The 22,538-nt window shown below is 52.1% G+C and carries 22 protein-coding genes and 1 pseudogene; 15 read left to right on the top strand and 8 right to left on the bottom strand.

Annotation, left to right across the window (positions count from 1 at the left end):
- The first annotated feature begins 107 nt into the window (after positions 1-107).
- Positions 108-1,061, top strand: coding sequence for a TerC family protein (locus NAL19_RS02970; protein ID WP_263058711.1), 954 nt, complete (start codon positions 108-110; stop codon positions 1,059-1,061).
- Between the two features lie 312 nt (positions 1,062-1,373).
- The gene (gene sstT, locus NAL19_RS02965) at positions 1,374-2,621 is read left to right on the top strand and encodes a serine/threonine transporter SstT (protein WP_225086829.1); all 1,248 of its coding nucleotides are present in this window, start codon (positions 1,374-1,376) and stop codon (positions 2,619-2,621) included.
- An 85-nt stretch (positions 2,622-2,706) separates the two neighbouring features.
- Here sstT and NAL19_RS02960 read toward each other — a convergent pair whose 3' ends face one another.
- The 4 genes and pseudogenes from NAL19_RS02960 to uxaC all read right to left on the bottom strand — a co-directional run bounded on the left by NAL19_RS02960 (position 2,707) and on the right by uxaC (position 8,042).
- Complete coding sequence (locus NAL19_RS02960; protein ID WP_225086828.1) at positions 2,707-3,237, bottom strand: YgjV family protein; 531 nt, start codon at positions 3,235-3,237, stop codon at positions 2,707-2,709.
- Between the two features lie 89 nt (positions 3,238-3,326).
- Positions 3,327-4,816 (bottom strand): annotated as a pseudogene (locus NAL19_RS02955) (UxaA family hydrolase).
- A gap of 19 nt (positions 4,817-4,835) precedes the next feature.
- Entirely contained in the window at positions 4,836-6,302 is a 1,467-nt protein-coding gene (locus tag NAL19_RS02950; protein WP_263058710.1) for a tagaturonate reductase, read from the bottom strand.
- A 330-nt stretch (positions 6,303-6,632) separates the two neighbouring features.
- Entirely contained in the window at positions 6,633-8,042 is a 1,410-nt protein-coding gene (gene uxaC / locus NAL19_RS02945; protein ID WP_225086825.1) for a glucuronate isomerase, read from the bottom strand.
- A 415-nt stretch (positions 8,043-8,457) separates the two neighbouring features.
- On the opposite strand from uxaC, the gene NAL19_RS02940 reads away from it, so the two are divergent.
- From NAL19_RS02940 to NAL19_RS02895, 10 genes are all read left to right on the top strand, one after another.
- A complete protein-coding gene (locus tag NAL19_RS02940) occupies positions 8,458-9,759 on the top strand; it encodes an MFS transporter (RefSeq protein WP_225086824.1) in 1,302 nt (433 codons plus the stop codon).
- Between the two features lie 209 nt (positions 9,760-9,968).
- Complete coding sequence (gene exuR / locus NAL19_RS02935) at positions 9,969-10,745, top strand: transcriptional regulator ExuR (RefSeq protein WP_012773234.1); 777 nt, start codon at positions 9,969-9,971, stop codon at positions 10,743-10,745.
- A gap of 455 nt (positions 10,746-11,200) precedes the next feature.
- Entirely contained in the window at positions 11,201-11,884 is a 684-nt protein-coding gene (locus NAL19_RS02930; RefSeq protein ID WP_225086823.1) for a DedA family protein, read from the top strand.
- Between the two features lie 2 nt (positions 11,885-11,886).
- Entirely contained in the window at positions 11,887-12,282 is a 396-nt protein-coding gene (gene mzrA, locus NAL19_RS02925) for an EnvZ/OmpR regulon moderator MzrA (protein WP_263058709.1), read from the top strand.
- A 5-nt stretch (positions 12,283-12,287) separates the two neighbouring features.
- Entirely contained in the window at positions 12,288-12,677 is a 390-nt protein-coding gene (locus NAL19_RS02920) for a DUF1090 domain-containing protein (RefSeq protein WP_263058708.1), read from the top strand.
- A 175-nt stretch (positions 12,678-12,852) separates the two neighbouring features.
- Complete coding sequence (locus NAL19_RS02915; protein WP_012773230.1) at positions 12,853-13,158, top strand: YqjD family protein; 306 nt, start codon at positions 12,853-12,855, stop codon at positions 13,156-13,158.
- Positions 13,159-13,189: 31 nt separating this feature from the next.
- Positions 13,190-13,585, top strand: coding sequence for a phage holin family protein (locus NAL19_RS02910; protein WP_225086820.1), 396 nt, complete (start codon positions 13,190-13,192; stop codon positions 13,583-13,585).
- Positions 13,582-13,872, top strand: a complete 291-nt coding sequence (locus NAL19_RS02905; RefSeq protein ID WP_225086819.1) for a YqjK-like family protein — start codon at positions 13,582-13,584, stop codon at positions 13,870-13,872. Before NAL19_RS02910 ends, NAL19_RS02905 begins: the two co-directional genes overlap by 4 nt.
- Positions 13,873-14,145: 273 nt before the next feature.
- Positions 14,146-14,541: a DoxX family protein gene (locus tag NAL19_RS02900; protein ID WP_010298854.1), complete on the top strand. Its 396-nt coding sequence runs from the start codon at positions 14,146-14,148 to the stop codon at positions 14,539-14,541.
- 108 nt (positions 14,542-14,649) lie between these two features.
- Positions 14,650-15,645: a glutathione S-transferase family protein gene (locus NAL19_RS02895; protein ID WP_263058707.1), complete on the top strand. Its 996-nt coding sequence runs from the start codon at positions 14,650-14,652 to the stop codon at positions 15,643-15,645.
- A gap of 58 nt (positions 15,646-15,703) precedes the next feature.
- Here the strand turns inward: NAL19_RS02895 and NAL19_RS02890 are convergent, their stop codons facing one another.
- Positions 15,704-16,600, bottom strand: a complete 897-nt coding sequence (locus tag NAL19_RS02890) for a LysR family transcriptional regulator (protein ID WP_225086817.1) — start codon at positions 16,598-16,600, stop codon at positions 15,704-15,706.
- Positions 16,601-16,712: 112 nt separating this feature from the next.
- Here NAL19_RS02890 and NAL19_RS02885 point away from each other — a divergent pair, with 112 nt between their 5' ends.
- Both NAL19_RS02885 and zur read left to right on the top strand, forming a co-directional pair.
- Positions 16,713-17,411, top strand: a complete 699-nt coding sequence (locus NAL19_RS02885; RefSeq protein ID WP_225086816.1) for a pirin family protein — start codon at positions 16,713-16,715, stop codon at positions 17,409-17,411.
- Positions 17,412-17,558: 147 nt separating this feature from the next.
- A complete protein-coding gene (zur, locus tag NAL19_RS02880) occupies positions 17,559-18,068 on the top strand; it encodes a zinc uptake transcriptional repressor Zur (protein ID WP_010298842.1) in 510 nt (169 codons plus the stop codon).
- Between the two features lie 64 nt (positions 18,069-18,132).
- Here zur and NAL19_RS02875 read toward each other — a convergent pair whose 3' ends face one another.
- The 3 genes from NAL19_RS02875 to NAL19_RS02865 all read right to left on the bottom strand — a co-directional run bounded on the left by NAL19_RS02875 (position 18,133) and on the right by NAL19_RS02865 (position 19,939).
- Complete coding sequence (locus tag NAL19_RS02875) at positions 18,133-18,342, bottom strand: CsbD family protein (RefSeq protein ID WP_010298839.1); 210 nt, start codon at positions 18,340-18,342, stop codon at positions 18,133-18,135.
- 511 nt (positions 18,343-18,853) lie between these two features.
- Positions 18,854-19,462: a transcriptional repressor LexA gene (gene lexA / locus NAL19_RS02870; protein ID WP_225086815.1), complete on the bottom strand. Its 609-nt coding sequence runs from the start codon at positions 19,460-19,462 to the stop codon at positions 18,854-18,856.
- A 111-nt stretch (positions 19,463-19,573) separates the two neighbouring features.
- Complete coding sequence (locus tag NAL19_RS02865) at positions 19,574-19,939, bottom strand: diacylglycerol kinase (protein WP_263058706.1); 366 nt, start codon at positions 19,937-19,939, stop codon at positions 19,574-19,576.
- Between the two features lie 127 nt (positions 19,940-20,066).
- Between NAL19_RS02865 and plsB the strand changes: the two genes are divergently transcribed.
- A complete protein-coding gene (plsB, locus tag NAL19_RS02860; RefSeq protein WP_225086813.1) occupies positions 20,067-22,535 on the top strand; it encodes a glycerol-3-phosphate 1-O-acyltransferase PlsB in 2,469 nt (822 codons plus the stop codon).
- The last annotated feature ends 3 nt before the right edge of the window (positions 22,536-22,538 follow it).

The following is a 22,538-nucleotide window of genomic DNA, read 5'->3' as shown; positions in this document are numbered from 1 at the left end:
TGTAAGTGAGACCTTGCCGGAAGGCGAGGTGCATTTGCAGCTTTAATCACAAGCGGCCAGCGTCCTTCCGACGTTGGCCGTTTTTGTTTCTATTTAAGGATCTTGCTATGCACACCATCGGCACGCCATGGTTATGGGGCAGCTTCGCTGCCATTGTTATAGTGATGCTGGCCATCGACCTGCTCTATCAAGGGCGAAAAGGGTCGACAGTAATGACGTTCAAGCAGGCTGCCGTCTGGTCTATCATCTGGGTTACGCTCTCGCTGCTGTTCAACGCCGGTTTTTGGTGGTATCTGGACGGCACGATGGGCCGGGAAGTAGCCAACGCCCAGTCGCTGGCCTTCCTGACCGGTTATTTGATCGAGAAAGCCCTCGCCGTCGATAACGTCTTCGTCTGGCTGATGCTATTTAGCTACTTCGCCGTTCCCCCACAATACCAGCGCCGCGTGCTGATTTACGGCGTGTTAGGCGCCATCGTTCTCAGAACGCTGATGGTGTTTGGCGGCAGTTGGCTGGTCACGCAGTTCCAATGGCTACTCTACGTGTTCGGGGCGTTCCTGCTGTTCACCGGCCTTAAAATGGCGCTGGCGAAAGAAGATGACGGGGCGATCGGCGACAAGCCGTTGGTACGCTGGCTGCGTAGCCGTTTGCGCATGACGGATAGCATCGAGAACGAAAAGTTCTTCGTCCGCCGTAACGGCATCCTGTATGCCACCCCGCTGTTTATGGTACTGATCATGGTTGAAATCAGCGACGTCATTTTCGCCGTCGACAGTATCCCAGCCATTTTCGCCGTCACCACCGATCCCTTTATCGTGCTGACATCCAACCTGTTCGCTATTCTCGGCCTGCGTGCGATGTACTTCCTACTGGCTGGTGTGGCTGAGCGCTTCTCACTGTTGAAATATGGCCTGGCCGTCATCCTGATCTTCATTGGTACCAAGATGATGCTCATCGACATTTTCCATATTCCGGTGGCGATTTCTCTGGGCGTCGTTGCCAGCATTCTTATCATCACCATGCTGATCAACGTCTGGGTGAACAAACGCGCCGAGCGTTAATCCTTTCTCTCCGCACGGTTCCCACCGTGCGGAGACCCTTTCCTCGTTCCATCTTAGGGTGACGGACAAGGATGTCCGTCATAAAAAAACGTCGGGAGCGTTTTTCAACGTTGCGCAGCAACGGCCCGCAGGGTGACGGACAAGGATGTCCGTCATAAAAAACCACATCATCGCTTTTCTCAAAAATAAATTTTCATATACTGACACGTGCAAACACATTTCGTTACGGAAAGAAAAAATCACCCGACACATGTCAGAGGTGCCAAATCCGTACAGACAACCACTTAGCGGAACGGCTACGCCGTCAAAATTATGGAAACTCAATACTCTCGTTTTTTGCAGTACATTACTCGCGGCAGCCTGGTTAAACAGATTCTTCTGGGGCTCGCAGCCGGGATTATTCTGGCCTCGCTGTCTACACAGGCCGCGCTGGCTGCCGGTTTATTGGGAACGCTGTTCGTCGGTGCATTGAAAGCCGTCGCACCCGTTCTGGTATTGGTGCTGGTCATGGCGTCTATCGCTAACCACCAGCAAGGGCAGAAAACCAATATCCGTCCGATCCTGTTTCTTTACCTCATCGGCACCTTCTCGGCGGCACTGATCGCCGTCGTGCTCAGCGTCCTCTTCCCTTCTACGTTGGCGCTCAGCGCCCAGGCCACCGACATCACGCCGCCGTCAGGTATTGTCGACGTGCTGAAAGGGCTGTTGATGAGCATCATCGCCAACCCAATTCACGCACTGCTGAATGCGAATTACATAGGTATTCTGGTCTGGGCCGTTGGTCTGGGCATTGCGTTCCGCCACGGTTCGGACAGCACAAAGAGCATGATTACTGATGCCTCCAACGCGGTCACCATGATTGTGCGCGTGGTCATTCGCTTTGCCCCGCTGGGGATTTTCGGACTGGTCGCGTCAACGCTGGCAGAAACGGGCTTCAGCGCACTGTGGGGCTATGCCCATCTGCTGATGGTGCTGATTGGCGGTATGCTGCTGGTCGCACTGGTGGTCAATCCACTGATCGTTTACTGGAAGATTCGCAGCAACCCTTATCCATTGGTACTGCGCTGCCTGCGCGAGAGCGGTGTGACAGCGTTCTTCACCCGCAGTTCTGCCGCTAACATCCCGGTAAATATGGAACTGTGCCGCAAGCTGAATCTGGATGAAGACACCTACTCTGTCGCTATCCCGCTGGGTGCCACCATCAATATGGCGGGTGCAGCGATTACCATCACGGTGTTAACGCTGGCTGCGGCACATACATTAGGTATTCAGATTGACGTACCGACCGCGCTGCTGCTCAGCGTCGTGGCGTCGCTGTGTGCCTGTGGCGCATCGGGCGTGGCGGGCGGTTCACTGCTGCTGATCCCGCTGGCGTGCAGCATGTTCGGGATTTCCAATGATATCGCCATGCAGGTGGTCGCAGTTGGCTTCATCATTGGCGTCTTGCAGGATTCCGCCGAAACCGCGGTGAACTCCTCGACGGACGTGATGTTCATCGCCGCCGTGTGCCACGCGGAAGACGCTAAACTGGCGGAAAAAGAGCGCTTGAATCTGCTGTAACTGATTAGGGATTAATGATCCCTCATCATGTTAACGCCGTTCGCTTTAAAACGAGCAGCGTTAACATGATGAGAAACCTTCGAAATTACGCTTTTTTCTCTACGCTGAAAGGATCGATGCCGCGCTGCTGCATGCGCCAGAAGCGGATGATGTTAAAGCCGTTCATCAGCAGGAAACTCCCTTCGATCAGCGATCCACCAATCGATCCCAGCCAGATATTGTGTACCACCCAGCAGGCGGTTGAGCACCACATCACGCAGCGCGTCGTCAGCCCAGAGGTGCGAAACAGCGCCCAGGTACTGGCAACCGTGCCTGCTATCGGCAACAGTTCCATAGGATGGTGCATGCCCGATAAACCAAAGAGCAGCGTCAGTGAGATAAAGACAAACATCACGAGGATGTTGTGTGTTTTCAGTGAGATTAGCGTACGTGCCGAGTTCAACAATGCGCTGGCACCCGCCGCATTTGCCCCCATCAGGAAGAAATGCAGGCCAATCACGGCGCTGTATGCCGAGAGCTGTATTTTGAATTTTTGATCGTTACGGTTGAAAAACATGGTGATACCGACCAGAAACGCCAGTACACCAACAGACTGGGCAATCCAATACTGTGTCATGATCCCTGCCTCTAAAAAGTTGCTGCGAAAAAAAACGGCGCCATTATAAAAATGAAACGCCGTTTTATTTTAATTGGAATGAATAGAATTTACAACGTTACGCCACTCTTAAATATGGCTAATTCACGGAAGTCGTTCACTTCATTCTTCGTACGCTTGCCATCAGCAATCTCGACAATCAGCTCGACAAACTGGCTCAGCAGTTCATCCATCGGCATGTCATGGATCAGACGCCCCGCATCAAAATCGATCCAATGCGGTTTCTTCTTCGCCAGTTCACTGTTGGTCGCCAGTTTTACGGTAGGTACGAAGCCGCCGTAAGGTGTTCCACGTCCGGTACTGAACAGCACCATATGGCAACCGGCTCCCGCCAGCGCGCTGGTTGCGACGGCATCATTCCCCGGTGCGCTGAGCAGGTTGAGCCCCGGAGTATGTAAGCGCTCACCATATTTCAGTACGTCAACCACTTTGCTCTGTCCGGCTTTTGCGTACAGCCCAGTGATTTCTCTTCCAGCGTGGTGATCCCCCCCGCCTTGTTACCCGGCGATGGGTTTTCGTAAATAGGCTGGTCGTGCGCGATGAAGTACTGTTTGAAATCGTTCACCATGTGCACGGTTTTCTCAAACGTCGCTTCATCACGGCAGCGGCTCATCAGAATACGTTCCGCACCGAACATTTCTGGCACTTCGGTCAGCACGGTGGTGCCGCCGTTGGCGATCAGATAGTCGGAGAAACGGCCTAACAGCGGGTTGGCCGTAATCCCAGACAGCCCATCAGAACCACCACATTCCAGACCAAATTTCAGTTCGCTCAGCTTACCCGGCTCGCGTTTGTCATGACGCATCGCCTCATACAGCGTATGCAGACGCTCCAGGCCAGCTTCAACTTCATCGTCCTGCTGCTGGCACACCATGAACGTTACGCGATCGGAATCAAAATCGCCCAGCGTCGTGCGGAATGCATCAACCTGATTGTTCTCACAGCCCAGACCGATCACCAGTACAGCCCCGGCATTTGGGTGACGCACCATGTTTTGCAGCATCGTACGGGTATTTTCGTGATCCTGACCGAGCTGTGAGCAGCCGAAGGTATGACTAAACAGATAAACGCCGTCGATACCTTCCGCGTCATTGGTTTCTTTCAGGAAACGCTGCTGAATCTGGCGTGCGATCCCGTTCACGCAACCGACGGTTGGCAGGATCCACAACTCATTGCGGATACCGACATCGCCATTTTTGCGACGATAGAGCTGCACGTCCCGATCGCCCATTTGCGGCGGCAGGTCGATAAACTCAGGCTGGTATTGATATTCATCCAGATCGCTCAGGTTGGTTTTCGCATTCTGGGAATGAATATGTTCTCCGGGGGCAATAGACACCAGCGCATGGCCGATCGGCAGGCCATACTTGGTAATCATTTCTCCCGGTGCGATGGTTTCCAGCGCGAACTTATGTCCGCGCACGACAGGTTGCTGAAGTGTCACCGTATGGCTATCCACCGACACCGTTTCGCCTTGCTCAACATCACGCAGGGCGACAGCCACATTGTCCAGAGAATGAATTTTTATAATACTTTGCATGGATAACCCTTCTTGCTAATTAGCAATAACCTTCCACGGCTGCGCGCATGCCGCGCTCAACGATGGTTTGCAACTGTTCAGTCACCTGCGCAGCCAGACCAGGAACCAGCGTTAAATCCTGTTCCCAGTGATCGGCATCGCGCAGCACAACATTCACCAGCTCAGCCAGGCTGACGGTGTTCTCTTTTACGCCTGCCCACAGCGTGGAATAACGCTCCAGCCAATGTGCATCATCCTGCAACGGGTAGGTTTGTAACGCATCACCTTCACCGCTGCGTTCACCGCGGTAGAATGCAATCAAAGCCGCCAGCGCAAACGTCAAACGAGCAGGCAGTTCACCGTGGCGCTCACGGTAAGTCAGCAGTTGCGGCAGGATGCGGGTGCGGAATTTAGTCATACCATTCAGCGAGATAGACAACAGCTGATGCTGAATGAAGGGGTTACGGAAGCGGCTTAGCACGGCCTGAGCAAACGAGGTCAGTTCGTCATGAGGCAAATCCAATACCGGCACAATCTCTTCGGCAATGGTCTTTTCTACGAATTTGCCAATCAGGGCATCATCCATCGACTCGCCAACGGTATCCAGACCCGCCAGGAATGCGACTGGCACCAGCGCAGTGTGGGCGCCATTGAGAATCGCCACTTTACGTTCTTTATACGGCTTGATGTCATCAACAATACGAATGTTCAGATCCAGCTTGTTCAAACGCAACTCTTCTGCCAGCCACTGTGGCCCCTGAATCACGAACAGGTAGAAATGTTCTGCCGTGTCCCAGAAGGTATCCTTGTAGCCCATTTCCTGCTCTAGTGCTTCAACTTCGGCACGTGGGTAACCCGTCACAATGCGGTCTACCAGCGTCGAGCAGAAGGTGTTGTGATCGTTCAGCCAGGCGGTAAACGTTGGCGTCAGTTTCCACTGTGCGGCATAGCGCAGCACCAGTTCTTTCAGCGCTACGCCGTTGTAATCAATCAGCTCGCACGGTAACAGCACCCAGCCTTTATCCGCTGCGCCGTCAAAATGACAGAAACGCTCATACAGCAGACGGGTTAATTTCGCCGGGAAGCTAACAGGCGGCGCGTCGTTCAGGCTGTCGTCTGCGTGATAGCTGATACCCGCTTCGGTAGTATTGGAGAAAACAAAACGAATGTTTGGATCATGCGCCAGCGCCAGATATTCATCGAACTGACGGTACACGTTGATTTCACGGTTTACCGAACGGATCAGACGGGGCTCGCGCACGGCTTCGCCCTGCTCGTTCAGACCACGGATAATGGTGGTGTACAACCCATCCTGAGTGTCCAGCGCGGGTGGGAAATCAGAATCGATCGGACGAACAACGACAATACCCGCATCCAGATCGGTGTGTTCATTCAGCAAATCTAACTGCCAGTCGACGAAGGCACGCAAGAAGTTGCCTTCACCAAACTGGATAACGCGATCCGGGTGTTGACGACCGGGGAAGTTACGACGATTTAACGTTTGCATTAACAGGCTACCTCAGGACGAATCTCACATTCAGGGCACGACCGAACCACCGTCATCCTTGCCCTGCTATATTCATTCCCGTCATACTTCAAGCTGCATGTGCGTTGGCTGCGTTCACTCACCCGAATCACTTACTTGTGTAAGCTCATCGGGATTCCCTCTCTTGCCGCCTTCCTGCAACTCGAATTATTTGGGGTATACATTCACCCGCACCGAATCACCACCAGTGCCGATGACAAAAGACCGAGACACCGGGAACCGCGGCGTAAGCCCCTTTGGGAATCTTACTGCCGCGCCCCCGCACAATTCACACCCTACGACGCGGTGGAATTACAGCTCGATGGCAAAATAGTTTTTAGCGTTATCGAAACTGATGTTTTTCACCATTTCGCCCAGCAATGGCAGATCGGCTGGCGCTTCGCCATCTTCCACCCAGCGGCCAATCATCTGGCACAGAATGCGGCGGAAATATTCATGGCGGGTATAAGACAGGAAGCTACGGCTATCCGTCAGCATACCGACGAAACGGCTTAGCAAACCAAGCTGCGCAAGCTGGGTCATCTGACGTTGCATACCGTCTTTCTGATCGTTGAACCACCAGCCGGAACCGAACTGCATCTTGCCCGGCATCCCTTCACCCTGGAAGTTGCCGATCATGGTACCGAGCACTTCGTTATCGCGCGGGTTCAGGCAGTAAAGAATGGTTTTCGGCAGTAGGTTTTCTTCATTCTGCTTGCTGAGCAGGCGAGACAATTCCTGAGCCAGCGGACGGTCGTTGATGGAATCGAAGCCCACGTCCGGCCCCAGTAGCTTGAACTGACGCAGGTTATTGTTGCGCAGCGCGCCAATGTGGTACTGCTGCACCCAGCCACGACGCGCGTATTCCGCTCCCAGCCAGACCAGAACGCCGGTCTTGAACTGTGCCACTTCATGTTCGCTCAGCGTTTCACCAGAAAGACGGCGTGCCAGAATGCTGTCCAGCGTCGACTCATCGGCTTCCGCAAACATCACCACATCCAACGCGTGGTCGGACACTTTACAACCGTGCGCCGCAAAGTGATCCAGACGCTTGGTCAGCGCGGTTTGCAGATCGCTGAAACGACGGATATCGGTGTCGGACACCTCACCCAACTTCGCCATATAGTCGTTGAAGGTTGCCAGTTCAATGTTGAACGCTTTGTCCGGGCGCCAGCTCGGCAGCACTTTGATAGAGAAGCTTGAATCCTGAGCAACAGTTTTATGGTGGCGCAGATCGTCAATCGGATCGTCCGTCGTGCCGACCATTTTCACGTTCATCTGCTGCATGATGCCGCGCGCAGTAAAATCATCACGCTCCAGCATGGCATTACAGCGATCCCAAATGTCTTTTGCTGTGCTTGGCGACAGCAGCGTGCCGGTTACGCCAAATGGGCGGCGCAGTTCCAGGTGTGTCCAGTGATAAAGCGGGTTGCCGATGGTGTGTGGCACGGTAGCGGCCCAGGCCTCAAATTTTTCCCAGTCGCTGGCATCGCCCGTACACAAACGCTCAGGCACGCCGTTAGTACGCATCGCACGCCACTTGTAGTGATCGCCTTTCAACCAGATGTCATACAAATTTTTGAAACGGTAGTTTTCCGCGATCTGCTCAGGCGGCAAATGGCAGTGGTAGTCAAATATCGGCTGGTCGACGGCATACTCATGGTAGAGACGACGGGCAAATTCACTGTCTAACAGAAAATCTTCACTCAGAAACTGGGGCATGTTTTCTTCCTTACCGTGCTTCTTGTGCACCAAATTAGTTGACCGTTAAAAGATATCACACCAATTATGCGCGATATCTCACAGTATTTGTGAGGTCATGATCGCAAAAATGTAACAAGCAGTACAATAACTCAGCACTTATCACTTTAAACCGCTTGTCTCTCTCGATTTCAGCGAACAATTCGTTATTCCGCATAAAAATAATGGTTTTGTGATATCACTCAACTTTTAAAGTTGTATGACAAATTATTGTAGCGCTGCCTTAAGCAGGGATTCAATCGCTATCTCACAAAGAGAAGGGTTTTCCTGCTCAGCACAACAACAAAACGTGTCGTACCACATTACAAGACACCGCACACCGTGACGCTACTCAAGAGCCACACTGTGTTTTTTATTGACTCGGAGAGAAAGTTAAATGCGTAAAATCAAAGGATTACGCTGGTATATGATCGGCCTGGTGACCATTGGTACCGTGCTGGGATACCTGACGCGTAATGCAATTTCTGTTGCCGCCCCGACGCTACAGGATCAATTGCATATCACCACACAGCAATATTCTTACATCGTTGCTGCCTACTCAGCTTGTTATACCATTATGCAACCCATCGCCGGTTATGTGCTGGACCTGCTGGGGACTAAAATCGGCTATGCCATGTTCGCCATTCTGTGGGCCATCTTCTGCATGGGAACCGCACTGGCGAACAGTTGGGGAGGGTTAGCGATCGCTCGTGGCGCGGTCGGTATGGCGGAAGCCGCGATGATCCCTGCGGGCCTGAAAGCCAGCAGCGAATGGTTCCCGGCAAAAGAGCGTTCTGTTGCGGTGGGTTATTTCAACGTGGGGTCATCCATCGGCGCGATGATTGCACCGCCGCTGGTGGTGTGGGCGATTGTGGCACACAGCTGGGAAATGGCCTTTATCATTACCGGTGCGCTGAGCCTGGTCTGGGCCATCTGCTGGCTCGTTTTTTATAAACACCCTAAAGATCAGAAAAAACTCAGCGACGAAGAGCGCGACTATATTCTTAGCGGGCAGGAAGCGCAGCACCAAACCAATAACGCGAAGAAAATGTCTGCCTGGCAGATCCTGCGTAACCGTCAATTCTGGGGTATCGCGCTGCCGCGTTTTCTGGCTGAACCGGCCTGGGGAACGTTCAACGCGTGGATCCCGCTATTCATGTTTAAAGCCTACGGTTTTAACCTGAAAGAAATCGCCATGTTCGCCTGGATGCCGATGCTGTTCGCCGATATCGGCTGTATTCTGGGCGGCTACCTGCCGATGCTGTTCCAGAAATATTTCAAAGTGAACCTGATCGTTTCCCGCAAGCTGGTCGTGACCATGGGCGCGATACTGATGATTGCACCGGGAATGATCGGGCTGTTCTCTAGCCCTTACGTCGCCATCGCGCTGCTGTGCGTCGGCGGTTTCGCGCACCAGTCGCTGTCCGGCGCGCTGATTACGCTGTCATCTGACGTATTTGGCCGTAATGAAGTGGCCACAGCAAACGGTTTAACCGGTATGGCGGCCTGGATGGCAAGCACCATGTTTGCGCTGGTTGTGGGCGCACTGGCGGATACGTTGGGCTTCAGCCCGCTGTTTGCTGCACTGGCGGTCTTCGACTTGTTAGGTGCCGTCGTCATCTGGACAGTGTTGAAAAATCAACCTGCATCAGAAGTCGCCGCTGCGGCTGAAACCTTGAAAGAAGCCAACCAGCACTGATAATCCCTGCATTATCCTGACTCATCCGGTATGATCGGATACCGGGTGAGCCACCTCCCTGCAATAACACACTGCGATAACTGTGACCGCAACATTGGTTGCTGCTATGATTAAGTGGTATAACAAATCATCCCTCAAAGATTAACGAGATAGACACTCAGGCCCTGACGTGGCACATGGACCGTCATCTATCGAGAGTAGACATCATCATGGCACTCACTGAACCCCGACGGCTATACCAGCAGTTAGCCGCAGAATTAAAACAGCGCATCGAAAGCGGTATGTACCAGGTCGGCGAAAAATTACCGGCAGAGCGCTATATTTCTGAAGAAATGAACGTCAGCCGCACCGTGGTGCGCGAAGCTATTATTATGCTGGAAGTCGAAGGGTACGTTGAAGTACGCAAGGGTTCAGGCATTCACGTTATTTCCAATCAGCAAAAGAACCCGTTCATTAATAGCGGCGATATTGAATTCGTCGCAGCCGGTCCGTTTGAGCTGCTTCAGGCACGTCAACTCATTGAAAGCAATATTGCTGAATTTGCAGCCACGCAGGTCACCCGTCAGGACATCATCCAACTGATGGAAATTCAGGAATATGCGCGTCAGGAAGATCGCTTCCGTGATTCTCAATGGGATCTCAAATTCCACGTGCAGGTCGCGTTGGCAACACAAAATTCAGCCATGGCGACCATCGTCGAAAAAATGTGGAGCCAACGGATCCACAATCCTTACTGGCGCAAACTGCATGAACACATTGACGACAAGTCGATAGAAAGCTGGTGCGAAGAGCACGATCGCATCCTTAAGGCACTGATTCGCAAAGATCCTTACGCCGCCAAACTGGCCATGTGGCAACATCTGGAAAACACCAAACAGATGCTGTTTCGCGCCACGACGGACGATTTCGAGTTTAACGTCGATCGCTATATGTTCGCCGAGAACCCGGTCGTTCACCTCGACCAAATACACGCCGGTAAGTCTTAACGCGATTTTTGCCCCTTGTTTTAAACGAGGGGTAACCTTTTGGACACGCGGGAAAAGGTCAGAAAACGTTGATTTCTGTCAGCGAGTGTAAAATATCGCAGAAACCCCCACTTTTCCTCGAAAAAATTCCCCCTAAACCGCCTCAGTTGTCGTAATATTTTTCTGTCTCAGTAACACCTATTTTGTTACAGTTAACGCGTCTTTCTTACGCTTAATCCGTCGCTTTGGATGTAAAGTCAGCCAAGACCAAACAATCCCGACCCGCCTGTTTATCGGGTTCACAGCGAAAAGCGAGCATCAAGTCAGACACCTGCGTCACTATTGGGCGGAACCAAACAGAGATCATAAAAAAAATCATAATCCTGCGCCCTGATAACACTGTATTCGCTCTTATCATGTCCAGAAGCGTGATTGTCGCCAAGGCTAAAATGCAACAGCAGTATTAGGAATACCGGATGGAATTAATCAAAGAACTGTTAAACGCACTCTGGCATCAGGATTTCGATATTTTAGCCGACCCCAAGCTGGTATGGACCATCTACATCTTGCTGTTTTTGATTATTTTTCTGGAAAATGGCCTGCTCCCCGCCGCTTTCCTGCCCGGCGATAGCCTGCTCATTTTGGTCGGTGTCCTCGTCGCCAAAGGCACAATGAATTATCCTTTTACTCTATTTCTCCTGACGACGGCCGCCAGCCTCGGCTGCTGGGCTAGCTACATCCAGGGGAGGTGGCTTGGCAATACGGGAGTGGTTCAAGGCTGGCTCTCGCACTTGCCCGCACACTATCACCAGCGCGCCCATCAGCTCTTCCACCGTCATGGTCTGTCCGCACTATTAGTTGGCCGCTTTCTGGCTTTTGTCAGAACGTTATTACCGACCATCGCAGGCTTGTCAGGCCTGAATAACGCGCGTTTTCAGTTCTTCAACTGGATGAGCGGGTTCCTGTGGGTATTTATTTTGGTTACGCTGGGCTTCGCCTTAGGGAAAACAACGATCTTCCTGAAATATGAAGACGAGCTGATGTTCTGCCTGATGATGCTGCCGCTGGCGCTGCTGTTTATCGGACTGTTTGGATCGCTCTTTGTCCTGTGGCGTAAAAAGCGTGAAGCGAAAGCAGATAACACAGAAAAAGGAAGCTAACCGTGTCAATCCGCTGGCTATTGCCTAAACTTACGCCCAGAAAAATAGGCCGCATACTGATATTGCTTGCCCTGCCCATTATCGCCTTGACGCAATCCCAGTCGCTGCGTCATTCTCAGGACGATGCGATGCTACACATCAAGCCTGACGATGGCGCCGCGCTGCCAGATGGCTTTTACGTGTATCAGCGTCTTAATGAAAAAGGCATTGCGATCAAAAGCATTACACCAGAGCAAGATAGCCTGATCGTCCGTCTTGCCTCGCCAGAACAGAGTATCGCTGCCAGAGATGTCCTGCGATTGTCTCTGCCTAAAGTCACTATTACCGCGCAGCAGGCGACAACCCCGACACCGTTCTGGCAGCAAAAACTGACACAGAAACAATCCAAACTGGGGTGACGTAGATGAAACTATTTCCATCCATCATTGCATTATCTGTCCTGCTTTCCGGCCACGCGCTCGCGAATACCGCCAGTCAAGTGGAAACCTGTCAGCAGAAAGCGCAGGATATTCAGCGCCAAATCGATGAAGCACGTAAGCACGGCAATCAAAACCGCATCAGCGGGTTAGAAAAGGCACTGGACGGCGTGAAAACCCACTGTACGGATGCCGGGTTGGCTGAGAAGCGTCAGGAAGCGATTGAGGAAAAACGTAAAGACGTCGCTGAACGCCAGCAGGAACTACACGAAAGCCGGCAGAAAGGGGATAACGCTGAGAAGATCCTCAAACGCGAAAGAAAGCTGGCTGAAGCCGAGCAGGAATTACGTGCTGCGGAACGCGCCGCATCACAATAACCCCTCAATATCGTGTCCCTATAAAACACCCAGCAATTGTTCATTTTATATTCAAAAACCAAATCACTAAAATTTACAGCGAGTTATCAGAATTGTCCGTACCCGTTTGGGGCGGCATAAATTTCAGCTTCAGCTATAGTTAACGTTCAGGTTTATAACACGAAGGGTTATTAATATGGCTAAAGATCAAAATTCTGAATACCTACGCGCCGAATTGAAATCACTGGCGGATACGCTGGAAGAAGTATTAAGCACCTCCAGCGATAAATCTAAAGCGGAACTCGACAAACTGCGTAATAAAGCAGAAAGCGCGCTGAAAGAAACCCGTAATCGCCTGAGCGATACCGGTGAGCGAATCGCTTCCCACACCAAAGAAGCGGTTGAATCTGCAGACGACTATGTACGTCAGAACCCGTGGACCGGTGTCGGTATTGGTGCTGCTGTCGGCGTCGTGCTTGGCGTCCTGCTGTCTCGTCGCTAATTAGCGGCTTGTTATGACTTAGCGGATCGTTATGACGGATAAATCACAACAAGGCCCCGCAAGCGGGGTCATCGCTTCTGCTCAGCGCATCATCTCCATTATTGTCAGCATGGTGGAAAGCCGTGTTCGACTCGCCGTAATTGAATTAGAGGAAGAAAAAGCCAATCTGATTCAGTTGCTGATTATGGTCGGCCTGACGCTGCTTTTTGCCGCTTTTGGCATTATGAGCCTGATTGCGCTGATCATCTGGGGCATCGACCCGCAATATCGTCTCTTTGCACTGGGGTGTATCACCGCCACCTTGCTTGGGCTGGCGCTGATAGGCGGCATCTGGACACTCCTGAAGGTACGTCGTTCCACCTTGCTCAAAGCCACACGTAAGGAGCTGGCGACGGACAGGTCACTGCTGGAGGACGATCCCAAATGAGCCAGCGTCAGCAGCGAGACAGAGAAAAAGCCCAGCTACTGCGCCAGATACAGCAGCAGCGGCTGGATTTATCGGCAGGTAAGAAACACTGGCTGGATACCACCGCCCGTTACGATCGCGGCTGGCAAAGCCTGATGCAGTGGCGTAAATACTGGATCGTTGGCTCCAGCCTCGTGGCGCTCTATGGCGTGCGGCACCCCAGCCGTATGATTCGCTGGGGACGCCGTCTTGCCGGGCTGTGGGGAACATTCAGGCTCGTCCGCAAAACGTTTGATGCTCGTCCGTAATCCTTCCTATCGCATCGGCGATCTGCCTGTGCTATACGCCATTATTCACTTCACTTTTGCCTGACGCGCTCACGTCATTGCAGCGCGTTCTTGCATCATTCACTGAACATCAATTTTTCTGAAATACTGCAACAATTATACTCGCTGGTAGCCCAAATCATCTCTCTATACTATCTGCCCATAACCTGATGGCGGGCCAAGTTTTCAGACAACACCTGCTATAACAAACACAACAGGGCGATATAGCCCACAACAAAATCAATTGGAGAGATGATGAAAAATTTAGAAAGCACTGCACTGCTGGTTGCACGTATCTTAATGCCGATTCTGTTTATCGTTGCAGGTTACGGTAAGCTGGGTGATGCCTATGCGGGCACACAACAATACATGCAGGCGATGGGTGTACCGACCTTCCTGCTGCCACTGACCATTCTGCTGGAACTGGGTGGTGGTCTGGCGGTGCTGTTCGGCCTGCTGACGCGTACCGTTGCACTGTTTACTGCGGGCTTTACGCTGCTGACTGCACTGATTTTCCACTCTAACTTTGCGGAAGGCATGAACCAATTGATGTTCATGAAAAACCTGACCATTGCTGGCGGCTACCTCCTGCTGGCAGTAACCGGCCCAGGCGCATTCAGCATCGACCGCCTGCTGGGCAAAAAGTGGTAAGAGGGGTCTTTTCAAGCCTGTACTACACTTAATAGCCAAATCGCAAAGTAGACGGCAAGCATAAAAGGCTTGCCGTCGTTTTATCATCACACACAAACGGGAGGATTGATGGGACAACTGGTTGACGGCGTATGGCACGATACCTGGTATGAAACCAAATCTACCGGCGGCCACTTTAAGCGTTCAGAATCCACATTCCGCAACTGGGTCACGCCTGATGGTGCACCCGGCCTCACCGGCAACGGTGGCTTTCCTGCCCAATCCGGTCGTTATCATCTCTATGTTTCGCTCGCCTGCCCGTGGGCGCACCGCACGCTGCTCATGCGACAGCTGAAAGGGTTAGAAGACCATATCGCGGTGTCGGTGGTTCATCCGCTCATGCTCGATCACGGCTGGACGTTCGGGACTGATTTTGAGGGGGCAACGGGGGACTCACTTTATCAACACGAATTCCTCTACCAACTCTACCTGCACGCCAAACCGGACTACAGCGGTCGGGTGACCGTGCCCGTCCTGTGGGACACCGAGCAACACACCATCGTCAGTAATGAATCCGCCGATATCATCCGTATGCTGAACAGCGCGTTTGACGGCGTGGGCGCAGCGGCAGGAGATTACTACCCAGAAGCGCTACGCGCTCAGATTGATGAATTGAACGGCTGGATTTACGACAAGGTCAACAACGGCGTTTACAAAGCCGGTTTTGCGACGAGTCAGTCGGCCTATGATGAAGCAGCAACGACCGTTTTTGCCGCATTATCCGATCTGGAAGCCATACTGGCAAAACAGCGCTACCTGACCGGTGAGCAATTAACCGAAGCCGATCTGCGCCTGTGGACGACACTGATCCGTTTCGACCCGGTCTATCACACGCATTTTAAATGCGATAAATATCGCCTGAGCGATTATCCCAATCTGTTCGGCTTTCTGCGTGATATTTATCAAATGCCTGGCATCGCCGATACCGTCGATATGGCGCATATTCGTCACCACTACTATCGTAGCCACGGCACGATTAATCCGCATGGCGTGATTTCGCTGGGTCCAGAGCAAGATCTGAACCAGCCTCACCACCGTGATAAGACGTTTGTCGATTTATACTGACATAATGAAGTGCAGAGGCAAGGTGTGAAACCACACCTTGCCGCAAAAAATGCAGGGTTTAGGGCTGGTTCAGCAGTTTTGGAATTTCACGCAGGAACCAGGATTTCGCCTCGCCCATGCTGTCTCGCCGCCACGCCATAATAATCTGGCTTTCCATCTGATGCTCCGGCCCAATCACCAGCAAACGCCCTTCGGCAATATCTTGCGCGACCATCGGATAAGGCATGGTCGCGACACCTAACCCAGCCAGCAGCGCACGCCGCTTATCATCCAGCGAGCTCACCGTCAGACGCTGCTGTTTGTCGAGCAATTGTACGGTCAGCACCGGGCGTTCGCGTGCGGTATCCGCCACCGCAATCCCGCGATATTTCACCCGAGTGGCATCCGACAGTGGTTCAGGCTCCTGATGAATCGGGTGCTCTGGGCTGGCAACATACACATTATTCATCGTGTACAGCTTGCGGGTATTCATTTCTGAAGAGGAGCGAAAATGCATATCCGGTGCAATCACGATATCGGCACGCCCTTGCTCAAGACGTTCCCACGCGCCCGCCAGCACTTCCGTCAGAATCGACACCTGTGTATTCGCTTTGAGCGCCAGCTTATCGATTAACGGAAAAAGCCGCTGAGTCGGAATAAGCGCTTCCGTCACAATCGTCAGATGCGTTTCCCAGCCGCGCGCCAGTGCTTCCGCATCCGTCGTGAGCTTATCCGCGGCCTCCAGCAGGATACGTCCACGTTCCAGCAGCATACGCCCGACATTCGTGAATTTAGTACGGTGCCCGGAACGATCGAACAACACCACATCTAACTCTTCTTCCAATTTCTGCATGGTATAGCTCAGTGCCGAAGGCACCCTACCCAGCTCGTCTGCCGCAGCGGCAAAGCTGCCACGACGATCGATCGCATCCATAACCCTCAAGGCTTCCAGCGTCAATGCTCGTTCTTTCGCCATCTTGGTACTCATTCAGGAATTTTGAATATACCCACCAGATTAACTAGCTAACAATCCAACGTCCACACAATTACTATCGGTTTAATAAATAATTATCTGGGGGATAAAAATTATGATCGCACGAAGAGCAGCGGGGCAATGCGGCCAGGCCGACTATGGCTGGCTGCAAGCACGCTACACCTTTTCTTTTGGTCACTATTTTGACCCACAGTTGCTGGGCTACGCTTCTCTACGCGTGCTCAATCAGGAAGTATTAGCGCCGGGGGCATCATTTCAGCCGCGAACCTACCCACGGGTTGATATTCTGAACATCATTCTGCAGGGTGAAGCTGAATACCGCGACAGCAATGGTCGCCACATTCAGGCCAAAGCTGGCGATGTTTTGCTACTCGCGACTCAGCCAAACGTCAGCTATAGCGAACATAATACCAACCCCAGTAAACCACTGACACGGCTGCAGTTATGGCTGAATGCCTGCCAGACTCGAGAGAACAGCCCGTTACAGCGCATGGAATTGGATTCATCAAGTCACACTCTGCTTGCCTCACCGGAAGGCGAACAGACGAGTCTGCAACTGCGCCAGCAGGTTTGGATCCATCATGTCGATCTCCAGCAGAATGAGCAAAGCACGATCGCACTACAGGGCAATCAGGCATACCTCCAGTTGATCCACGGTTCAATGGTGGTAAAAGGCAATCAGCACAGTGAAGCCCTACATTGCGGCGACGGCGCCTTTGTCAAAGAAGAAACGGCGTTGACGCTACAGGCAGAAACACCTTTACGGGCGCTGCTCATCGACCTGGTCGTGTAGCGCTTCTGTCCGCTGTTTTTACAGGGACTTCTGTTCGTTGTTTTTACAGGAAGTTGTTTTCGCAGGAAAACGCCGCCAGTTCGGCGTTTTTCTTCAGCCGTGGTAAGATATCCGTCTTGTTCCTCAATGCGTCAGGGTGATATGACAATGGATTCAACCAAACAGGACAAACTTCTTGCCCAGGCTGAACAGATTTGTCAGCAGCGCGCTGTGCGTCTCACGCCGCAGCGGTTAGAGGTTTTACGTCTAATGGCGCAGCAGTCCGGCGCTATCAGCGCTTATGACCTGCTGGATCTGCTGCGAGTGTCCGAACCTCAGGCCAAACCGCCGACCGTCTATCGCGCACTGGATTTTCTGCTGGAACAAGGCTTCATTCATCGAGTTGAGTCAAACAACAGCTACGTGCTGTGCCACCATATTGAAGACCACAGCCATACATCAGCCCTGTTCATCTGCGATCGCTGCGGGCAGGTCACGGAACGTCAAACCGAAGGTGTGGAAGAAACACTACGTAGCCTGGCACAGCAGTCAGGATTTACGCTACGTCACAGCGTTGTGGAAGCTCACGGGCTATGTGGCGGCTGTCAGGAAGTGGCATCGTGCAAACAGCCGGATCATTGCGACCACGACCACACGGTTCCAATTAAAAAGCGGTAACCTCGATTAAAAAACGATAGCCCCAAGGGCTATCGTCTCTTTCTGCGCAGAAGCATCACGTTCACTACCAGTGATATTTGTGGTGTTCTTCCCAGTGCTTCACTTCTTTCTCTGCCGCTTCTTTTGCGTACCCGTAACGCTCCTGGATTCTCCCTACCAGTTGGTCACGTTTACCTTCGATGACCGTCAGATCGTCATCCGTTAATTTGCCCCATTGCTCTTTCGCTTTACCTTTAAACTGTTTCCAGTTACCGCTGGCTTGGTCTTTATTCATAAGAATCTCCGTACCTTAGGTGAATTGCGCATAAAAATCGTGACTACCGACTTATGCGTCAGTTTCAGATAATCAGATAAATCGGTCTATTCAGTAAGCAGCGTCATCATGGTGTGAACCATCACGGTGTGCTTCGCCACTGTCTCCCTTGATTGCCGGGCCAACCTAAATGTGATCGCTGATGATCAATCACCAAACAACCAATCAAGATAAAAATGCTTATCTTGATAAAAATCATAGTCGAATATTTCGATTAAAATTGAAAAATAGGAATCTGTAGCTAAAAAAGACGTTAGGAAAGAGAACATCACCGCAAAAGCAGTGGGAAAACAGGTGGTAAGAGGAATCGTAGAGAACACACGATAAATGTAACGAAATATATACAGCTAGCAGCTTAACACGCGGGACACCCACACATAAAGTGACTAGCACATGACGCGATTAACACAAAGAGAAAGAGAGAGGATGATGCACTGATTCAGACAGGTGAACAGTGCATCTCTATGAACCGTTAGCTCCAGTCGCTGTTACGGATGACGCCAACCGCTAAGCCTTCTATCGAAAAACTTTGCTGACGTAGGTCGACAACAATCGGGGCAAACTCTTCGTTCTCCGCGAGAAGATGCACCATATTGCCCTGCTTTTTCAGGCGCTTCACCGTCACTTCATCGTCAATACGCGCGACAACGATCTGACCGTTACGTACATCTTCTGTTTTATGCACGGCCAATAAATCGCCATCCATAATACCAATATCTTTCATTGACATACCGCTCACCCGCAGCAAAAAATCAGCGCTGGGTTTGAACATGGCAGGATCAACCTGATAGTGACATTCGATATGTTCCTGTGCCAGCAGAGGCTCACCGGCAGCCACGCGACCAACCAGAGGAATGCCCGCTTCTTCTTCCATCAGCAGACGAATACCGCGAGAAGCGCCGGATACAATCTCAATAACGCCTTTACGCGCCAGCGCTTTCAGATGTTCTTCAGCCGCATTGGGAGAGCGAAACCCCAGCTGTTGAGCAATCTCCGCGCGCGTTGGTGGCATTCCGGTCTGCGCAATATGATCGCGGATCAGGTCATAAACCTGCTGCTGCCTTGCTGTTAATACTTTCATTCCGCCCCCTTGGTTGTTTATACAGTCTTGCTGTGAGTATATACAGGTAAGCCACAATTGGGAATGGAGATATCGGCAAAGCCTCTGACTTTTATTCATTTATGCGTACCGTCAGGCAAAATGTTGCCAGAGGATGCTGCCCCACACGACAGCGGCTAACACGATGGCAACAAAAACAGCCGCCGAGCCGATATCTTTCGCCCTTCCGGATAATTCGTGATGCTCAGGGCCAATACGATCGACAACCGCTTCAATGGCGCTATTAGCCAACTCAAAGAGCATAATCAATACGACAGACCCGATCAGCAGCAGTTTTTCAACCAGCGTAACTGGCAGCAAACACGCGATAATCACGCCGACAATCGTCAGTACGGTTTCCTGACGAAACGCCGCCTCATGCTGCCATGCCTGCTTTAGCCCCTTAAGGGAATAACCGGTCGCCTTAATAATCCGGATCATCCCCGTTGCTTTATTCATTTATCCTCCGCTATTTATGCAAAATAGTTCGCATTTTAACGCGCTCATGTTGTCTCATCACCACAGATCTCCGGCGCAGTTTCTGGTATCCTTGCGGCGCATTGCTAACAAGAGGCTCCAAGTTGTTATGTCAGGTTGGCGTAAAATTTACTATAAACTATTGAATCTCCCACTGAAACTGCTGGTTAAAAGCAAAGTTATTCCCGCAGATCCTGTGGTCGAGCTGGGGTTAGATCCCTCACGTCCTATACTCTATGTTCTGCCTTATAACTCTCAGGCAGATCTCTTGACGCTACGTGCGAAGTGCCTGGCATTGGGGTTACCCGATCCCTCGCAGTCGTTCGAATTCAACGGCGTCGAACTCCCAAGCCACGTCTTTATTAATGACGGGCCGCGTGTCTTCCGCTATTACGTACCCAAGCAGAAATCCGTCAAACTGTTCCACGACTATCTGGACCTGCATCGCGCCAATCCAGATTTAGACGTTCAGATGGTGCCGGTTTCCGTGATGTTTGGGCGTTCTCCGGGTCGGGAAGGCCATTCTCAGGCCACACCGCACCTGCGATTGCTCAACGGTATTGAGAAATTCTTCGCCGTTCTGTGGCTAGGCCGTGACAGTTTTGTCCGCTTCTCCAGCCCAGTGTCACTGCGCTATATGGCGACCGAGCATGGCACAGACAAAACCATAGCCCACAAACTGGCGCGTGTCGCGCGTATGCACTTCTCTCGCCAACGTTTGGCGGCAGTTGGCCCACGCTTGCCGGTACGTCAGGAGCTGTTTAATAAGCTGCTGGATTCCAAAGCGATCAAGAAAGCCGTGGACGATGAGGCGCGCAGTAAGAAGATTTCTACTGAGAAAGCGCAGCAGAACGCGATTGCGCTAATGGAAGAAATTGCCGCCGACTTCTCCTACGAGGCCGTACGTCTGTCGGATCGCGTTTTAAGCTGGACGTGGAACCGCCTTTATCAGGGGATAAACGTCCATAACGCCGAACGCGTTCGTCAGCTGGCGCAGGATGGTCACGGTATTGTCTATGTGCCTTGCCACCGCAGCCACATGGACTATCTGCTGTTGTCCTACGTCCTGTACCATCAGGGCTTAGTGCCGCCACACATCGCCGCGGGCATCAATCTTAATTTCTGGCCAGCAGGCCCAATCTTCCGCCGTCTTGGCGCTTTCTTCATTCGCCGTACCTTCAAAGGCAACAAGCTGTATTCCACGATTTTCCGTGAGTATCTGGGTGAACTGTTTGCCCGTGGCTATTCGGTGGAATACTTCATGGAAGGTGGACGTTCGCGCACAGGTCGTCTGTTAGAGCCTAAAACCGGTACGCTGGCCATGACCATTCAGGCCATGCTCAGAGGCGGTACGCGCCCTATCACGCTGGTGCCGATTTATGTCGGTTACGAGCATGTGATGGAAGTCGGCACCTATGCGAAAGAACTGCGCGGCGCGGTGAAGGAAAAAGAAGGCTTTATGCAGATGGTGCGCGGTTTGCGCAAACTGCGTAATCTCGGCCAAGGGTATGTGAACTTCGGCGAACCGCTCCCATTGACCACCTATCTGAATCAGCATGTTCCGCAATGGCGTGATGCGATTGACCCTATCGAAGCACAGCGCCCAAGCTGGCTAACGCCGACAGTGCAGGATATCTCTATGGATATCATGGTGCGCATCAATAATTCTGCGGCGGCAAACGCGATGAACCTGTGTTCGACGGCCTTGCTAGCATCGCGCCAGCGCTCGCTGACGCGCGAACAAATGCAAGAACAGTTGGATTGCTATCTGCAACTGCTGCGCCAGGTTCCTTACCACAAAGATATTACGGTTCCGAAAAAGACAGCAGATGAACTGTTGGAACATGCGTTGAGCATGAACAAGTTCGAAGTCGAGAAGGATAGTATTGGCGATATCATCATTCTGCCGCGCGAGCAGGCCGTTCTGATGACGTACTATCGCAATAACATCCAGCATCTGTTGGTCTTACCGTCGCTGATCGCCAGCATCGTCATCCATCATCGCCGGATTACGCTTGCCGAAGTCGTACGACAGATCGCGCTGATTTATCCGCTGCTGCAATCTGAACTGTTCCTACACTATTCCAAAGAACAGTTACCGGGCGTGCTGGAAACGTTGGCTAACGAGCTGATTCAACAGCAATTGCTATGCAGCCGTGACGGTGAACTGGCTATCAATCCGCCGCGTATCCGTACGCTGCAATTGCTGTCAGCAGGCGTACGTGAAACGCTGCAACGCTATGCGATTACGCTGTCGTTGCTGTGTGCGAACCCAGAAATCAACCGCGGCACGCTGGAGAAAGAAAGCCGGAATATGGCGCAACGCCTGTCCGTTCTGCACGGTATCAACGCGCCGGAATTCTTTGATAAAGCGGTGTTCTCAACGCTGGTCGCGACCTTACGGACAGAAGGGTATATCACCGACAGCGCGGAAGCGGCACAAGGCGATATCGTCGCGATCTACAACATTCTCGGCGATCTGATCACCCCGGAAGTGCGTTTGACCATTGAAAGCGCCAGCTCATCTACTGAAATGGAAGCCGATAGTCAGGAAGTAGAAAAGACAACGCAGGCGTAGTCA

Origin of the sequence: Pectobacterium sp. F1-1, from assembly GCF_025643735.1 — a bacterium.
In the GTDB taxonomy this organism is placed as follows: domain Bacteria; phylum Pseudomonadota; class Gammaproteobacteria; order Enterobacterales; family Enterobacteriaceae; genus Pectobacterium; species Pectobacterium colocasium.
The sequence above is the reverse complement of the archived record's forward strand: the minus strand, read 5'-3'. Positions and strand labels throughout refer to the sequence as shown.

Excerpts from the sequence above, each read along its gene's own strand:
- zur (WP_010298842.1), top strand. The coding sequence starts at position 17,559 with ATGGATTCAACCAAACAGGACAAACTTCTTGCCCAGGCTGAACAGATT.
- NAL19_RS02920 (WP_263058708.1), top strand. The coding sequence starts at position 12,288 with ATGAAACTATTTCCATCCATCATTGCATTATCTGTCCTGCTTTCCGGC.
- plsB (WP_225086813.1), top strand. The coding sequence starts at position 20,067 with ATGTCAGGTTGGCGTAAAATTTACTATAAACTATTGAATCTCCCACTG.
- NAL19_RS02910 (WP_225086820.1), top strand. The coding sequence starts at position 13,190 with ATGACGGATAAATCACAACAAGGCCCCGCAAGCGGGGTCATCGCTTCT.
- NAL19_RS02940 (WP_225086824.1), top strand. The coding sequence starts at position 8,458 with ATGCGTAAAATCAAAGGATTACGCTGGTATATGATCGGCCTGGTGACC.
- NAL19_RS02890 (WP_225086817.1), bottom strand. The coding sequence starts at position 16,600 with ATGGCGAAAGAACGAGCATTGACGCTGGAAGCCTTGAGGGTTATGGAT.
- sstT (WP_225086829.1), top strand. The coding sequence starts at position 1,374 with ATGGAAACTCAATACTCTCGTTTTTTGCAGTACATTACTCGCGGCAGC.
- NAL19_RS02900 (WP_010298854.1), top strand. The coding sequence starts at position 14,146 with ATGAAAAATTTAGAAAGCACTGCACTGCTGGTTGCACGTATCTTAATG.
- uxaC (WP_225086825.1), bottom strand. The coding sequence starts at position 8,042 with ATGCCCCAGTTTCTGAGTGAAGATTTTCTGTTAGACAGTGAATTTGCC.
- NAL19_RS02960 (WP_225086828.1), bottom strand. The coding sequence starts at position 3,237 with ATGACACAGTATTGGATTGCCCAGTCTGTTGGTGTACTGGCGTTTCTG.
- NAL19_RS02885 (WP_225086816.1), top strand. The coding sequence starts at position 16,713 with ATGATCGCACGAAGAGCAGCGGGGCAATGCGGCCAGGCCGACTATGGC.
- NAL19_RS02905 (WP_225086819.1), top strand. The coding sequence starts at position 13,582 with ATGAGCCAGCGTCAGCAGCGAGACAGAGAAAAAGCCCAGCTACTGCGC.
- NAL19_RS02930 (WP_225086823.1), top strand. The coding sequence starts at position 11,201 with ATGGAATTAATCAAAGAACTGTTAAACGCACTCTGGCATCAGGATTTC.
- NAL19_RS02970 (WP_263058711.1), top strand. The coding sequence starts at position 108 with ATGCACACCATCGGCACGCCATGGTTATGGGGCAGCTTCGCTGCCATT.
- NAL19_RS02865 (WP_263058706.1), bottom strand. The coding sequence starts at position 19,939 with ATGAATAAAGCAACGGGGATGATCCGGATTATTAAGGCGACCGGTTAT.
- NAL19_RS02895 (WP_263058707.1), top strand. The coding sequence starts at position 14,650 with ATGGGACAACTGGTTGACGGCGTATGGCACGATACCTGGTATGAAACC.
- lexA (WP_225086815.1), bottom strand. The coding sequence starts at position 19,462 with ATGAAAGTATTAACAGCAAGGCAGCAGCAGGTTTATGACCTGATCCGC.
- NAL19_RS02950 (WP_263058710.1), bottom strand. The coding sequence starts at position 6,302 with ATGCAAACGTTAAATCGTCGTAACTTCCCCGGTCGTCAACACCCGGAT.
- exuR (WP_012773234.1), top strand. The coding sequence starts at position 9,969 with ATGGCACTCACTGAACCCCGACGGCTATACCAGCAGTTAGCCGCAGAA.
- NAL19_RS02875 (WP_010298839.1), bottom strand. The coding sequence starts at position 18,342 with ATGAATAAAGACCAAGCCAGCGGTAACTGGAAACAGTTTAAAGGTAAA.
- NAL19_RS02915 (WP_012773230.1), top strand. The coding sequence starts at position 12,853 with ATGGCTAAAGATCAAAATTCTGAATACCTACGCGCCGAATTGAAATCA.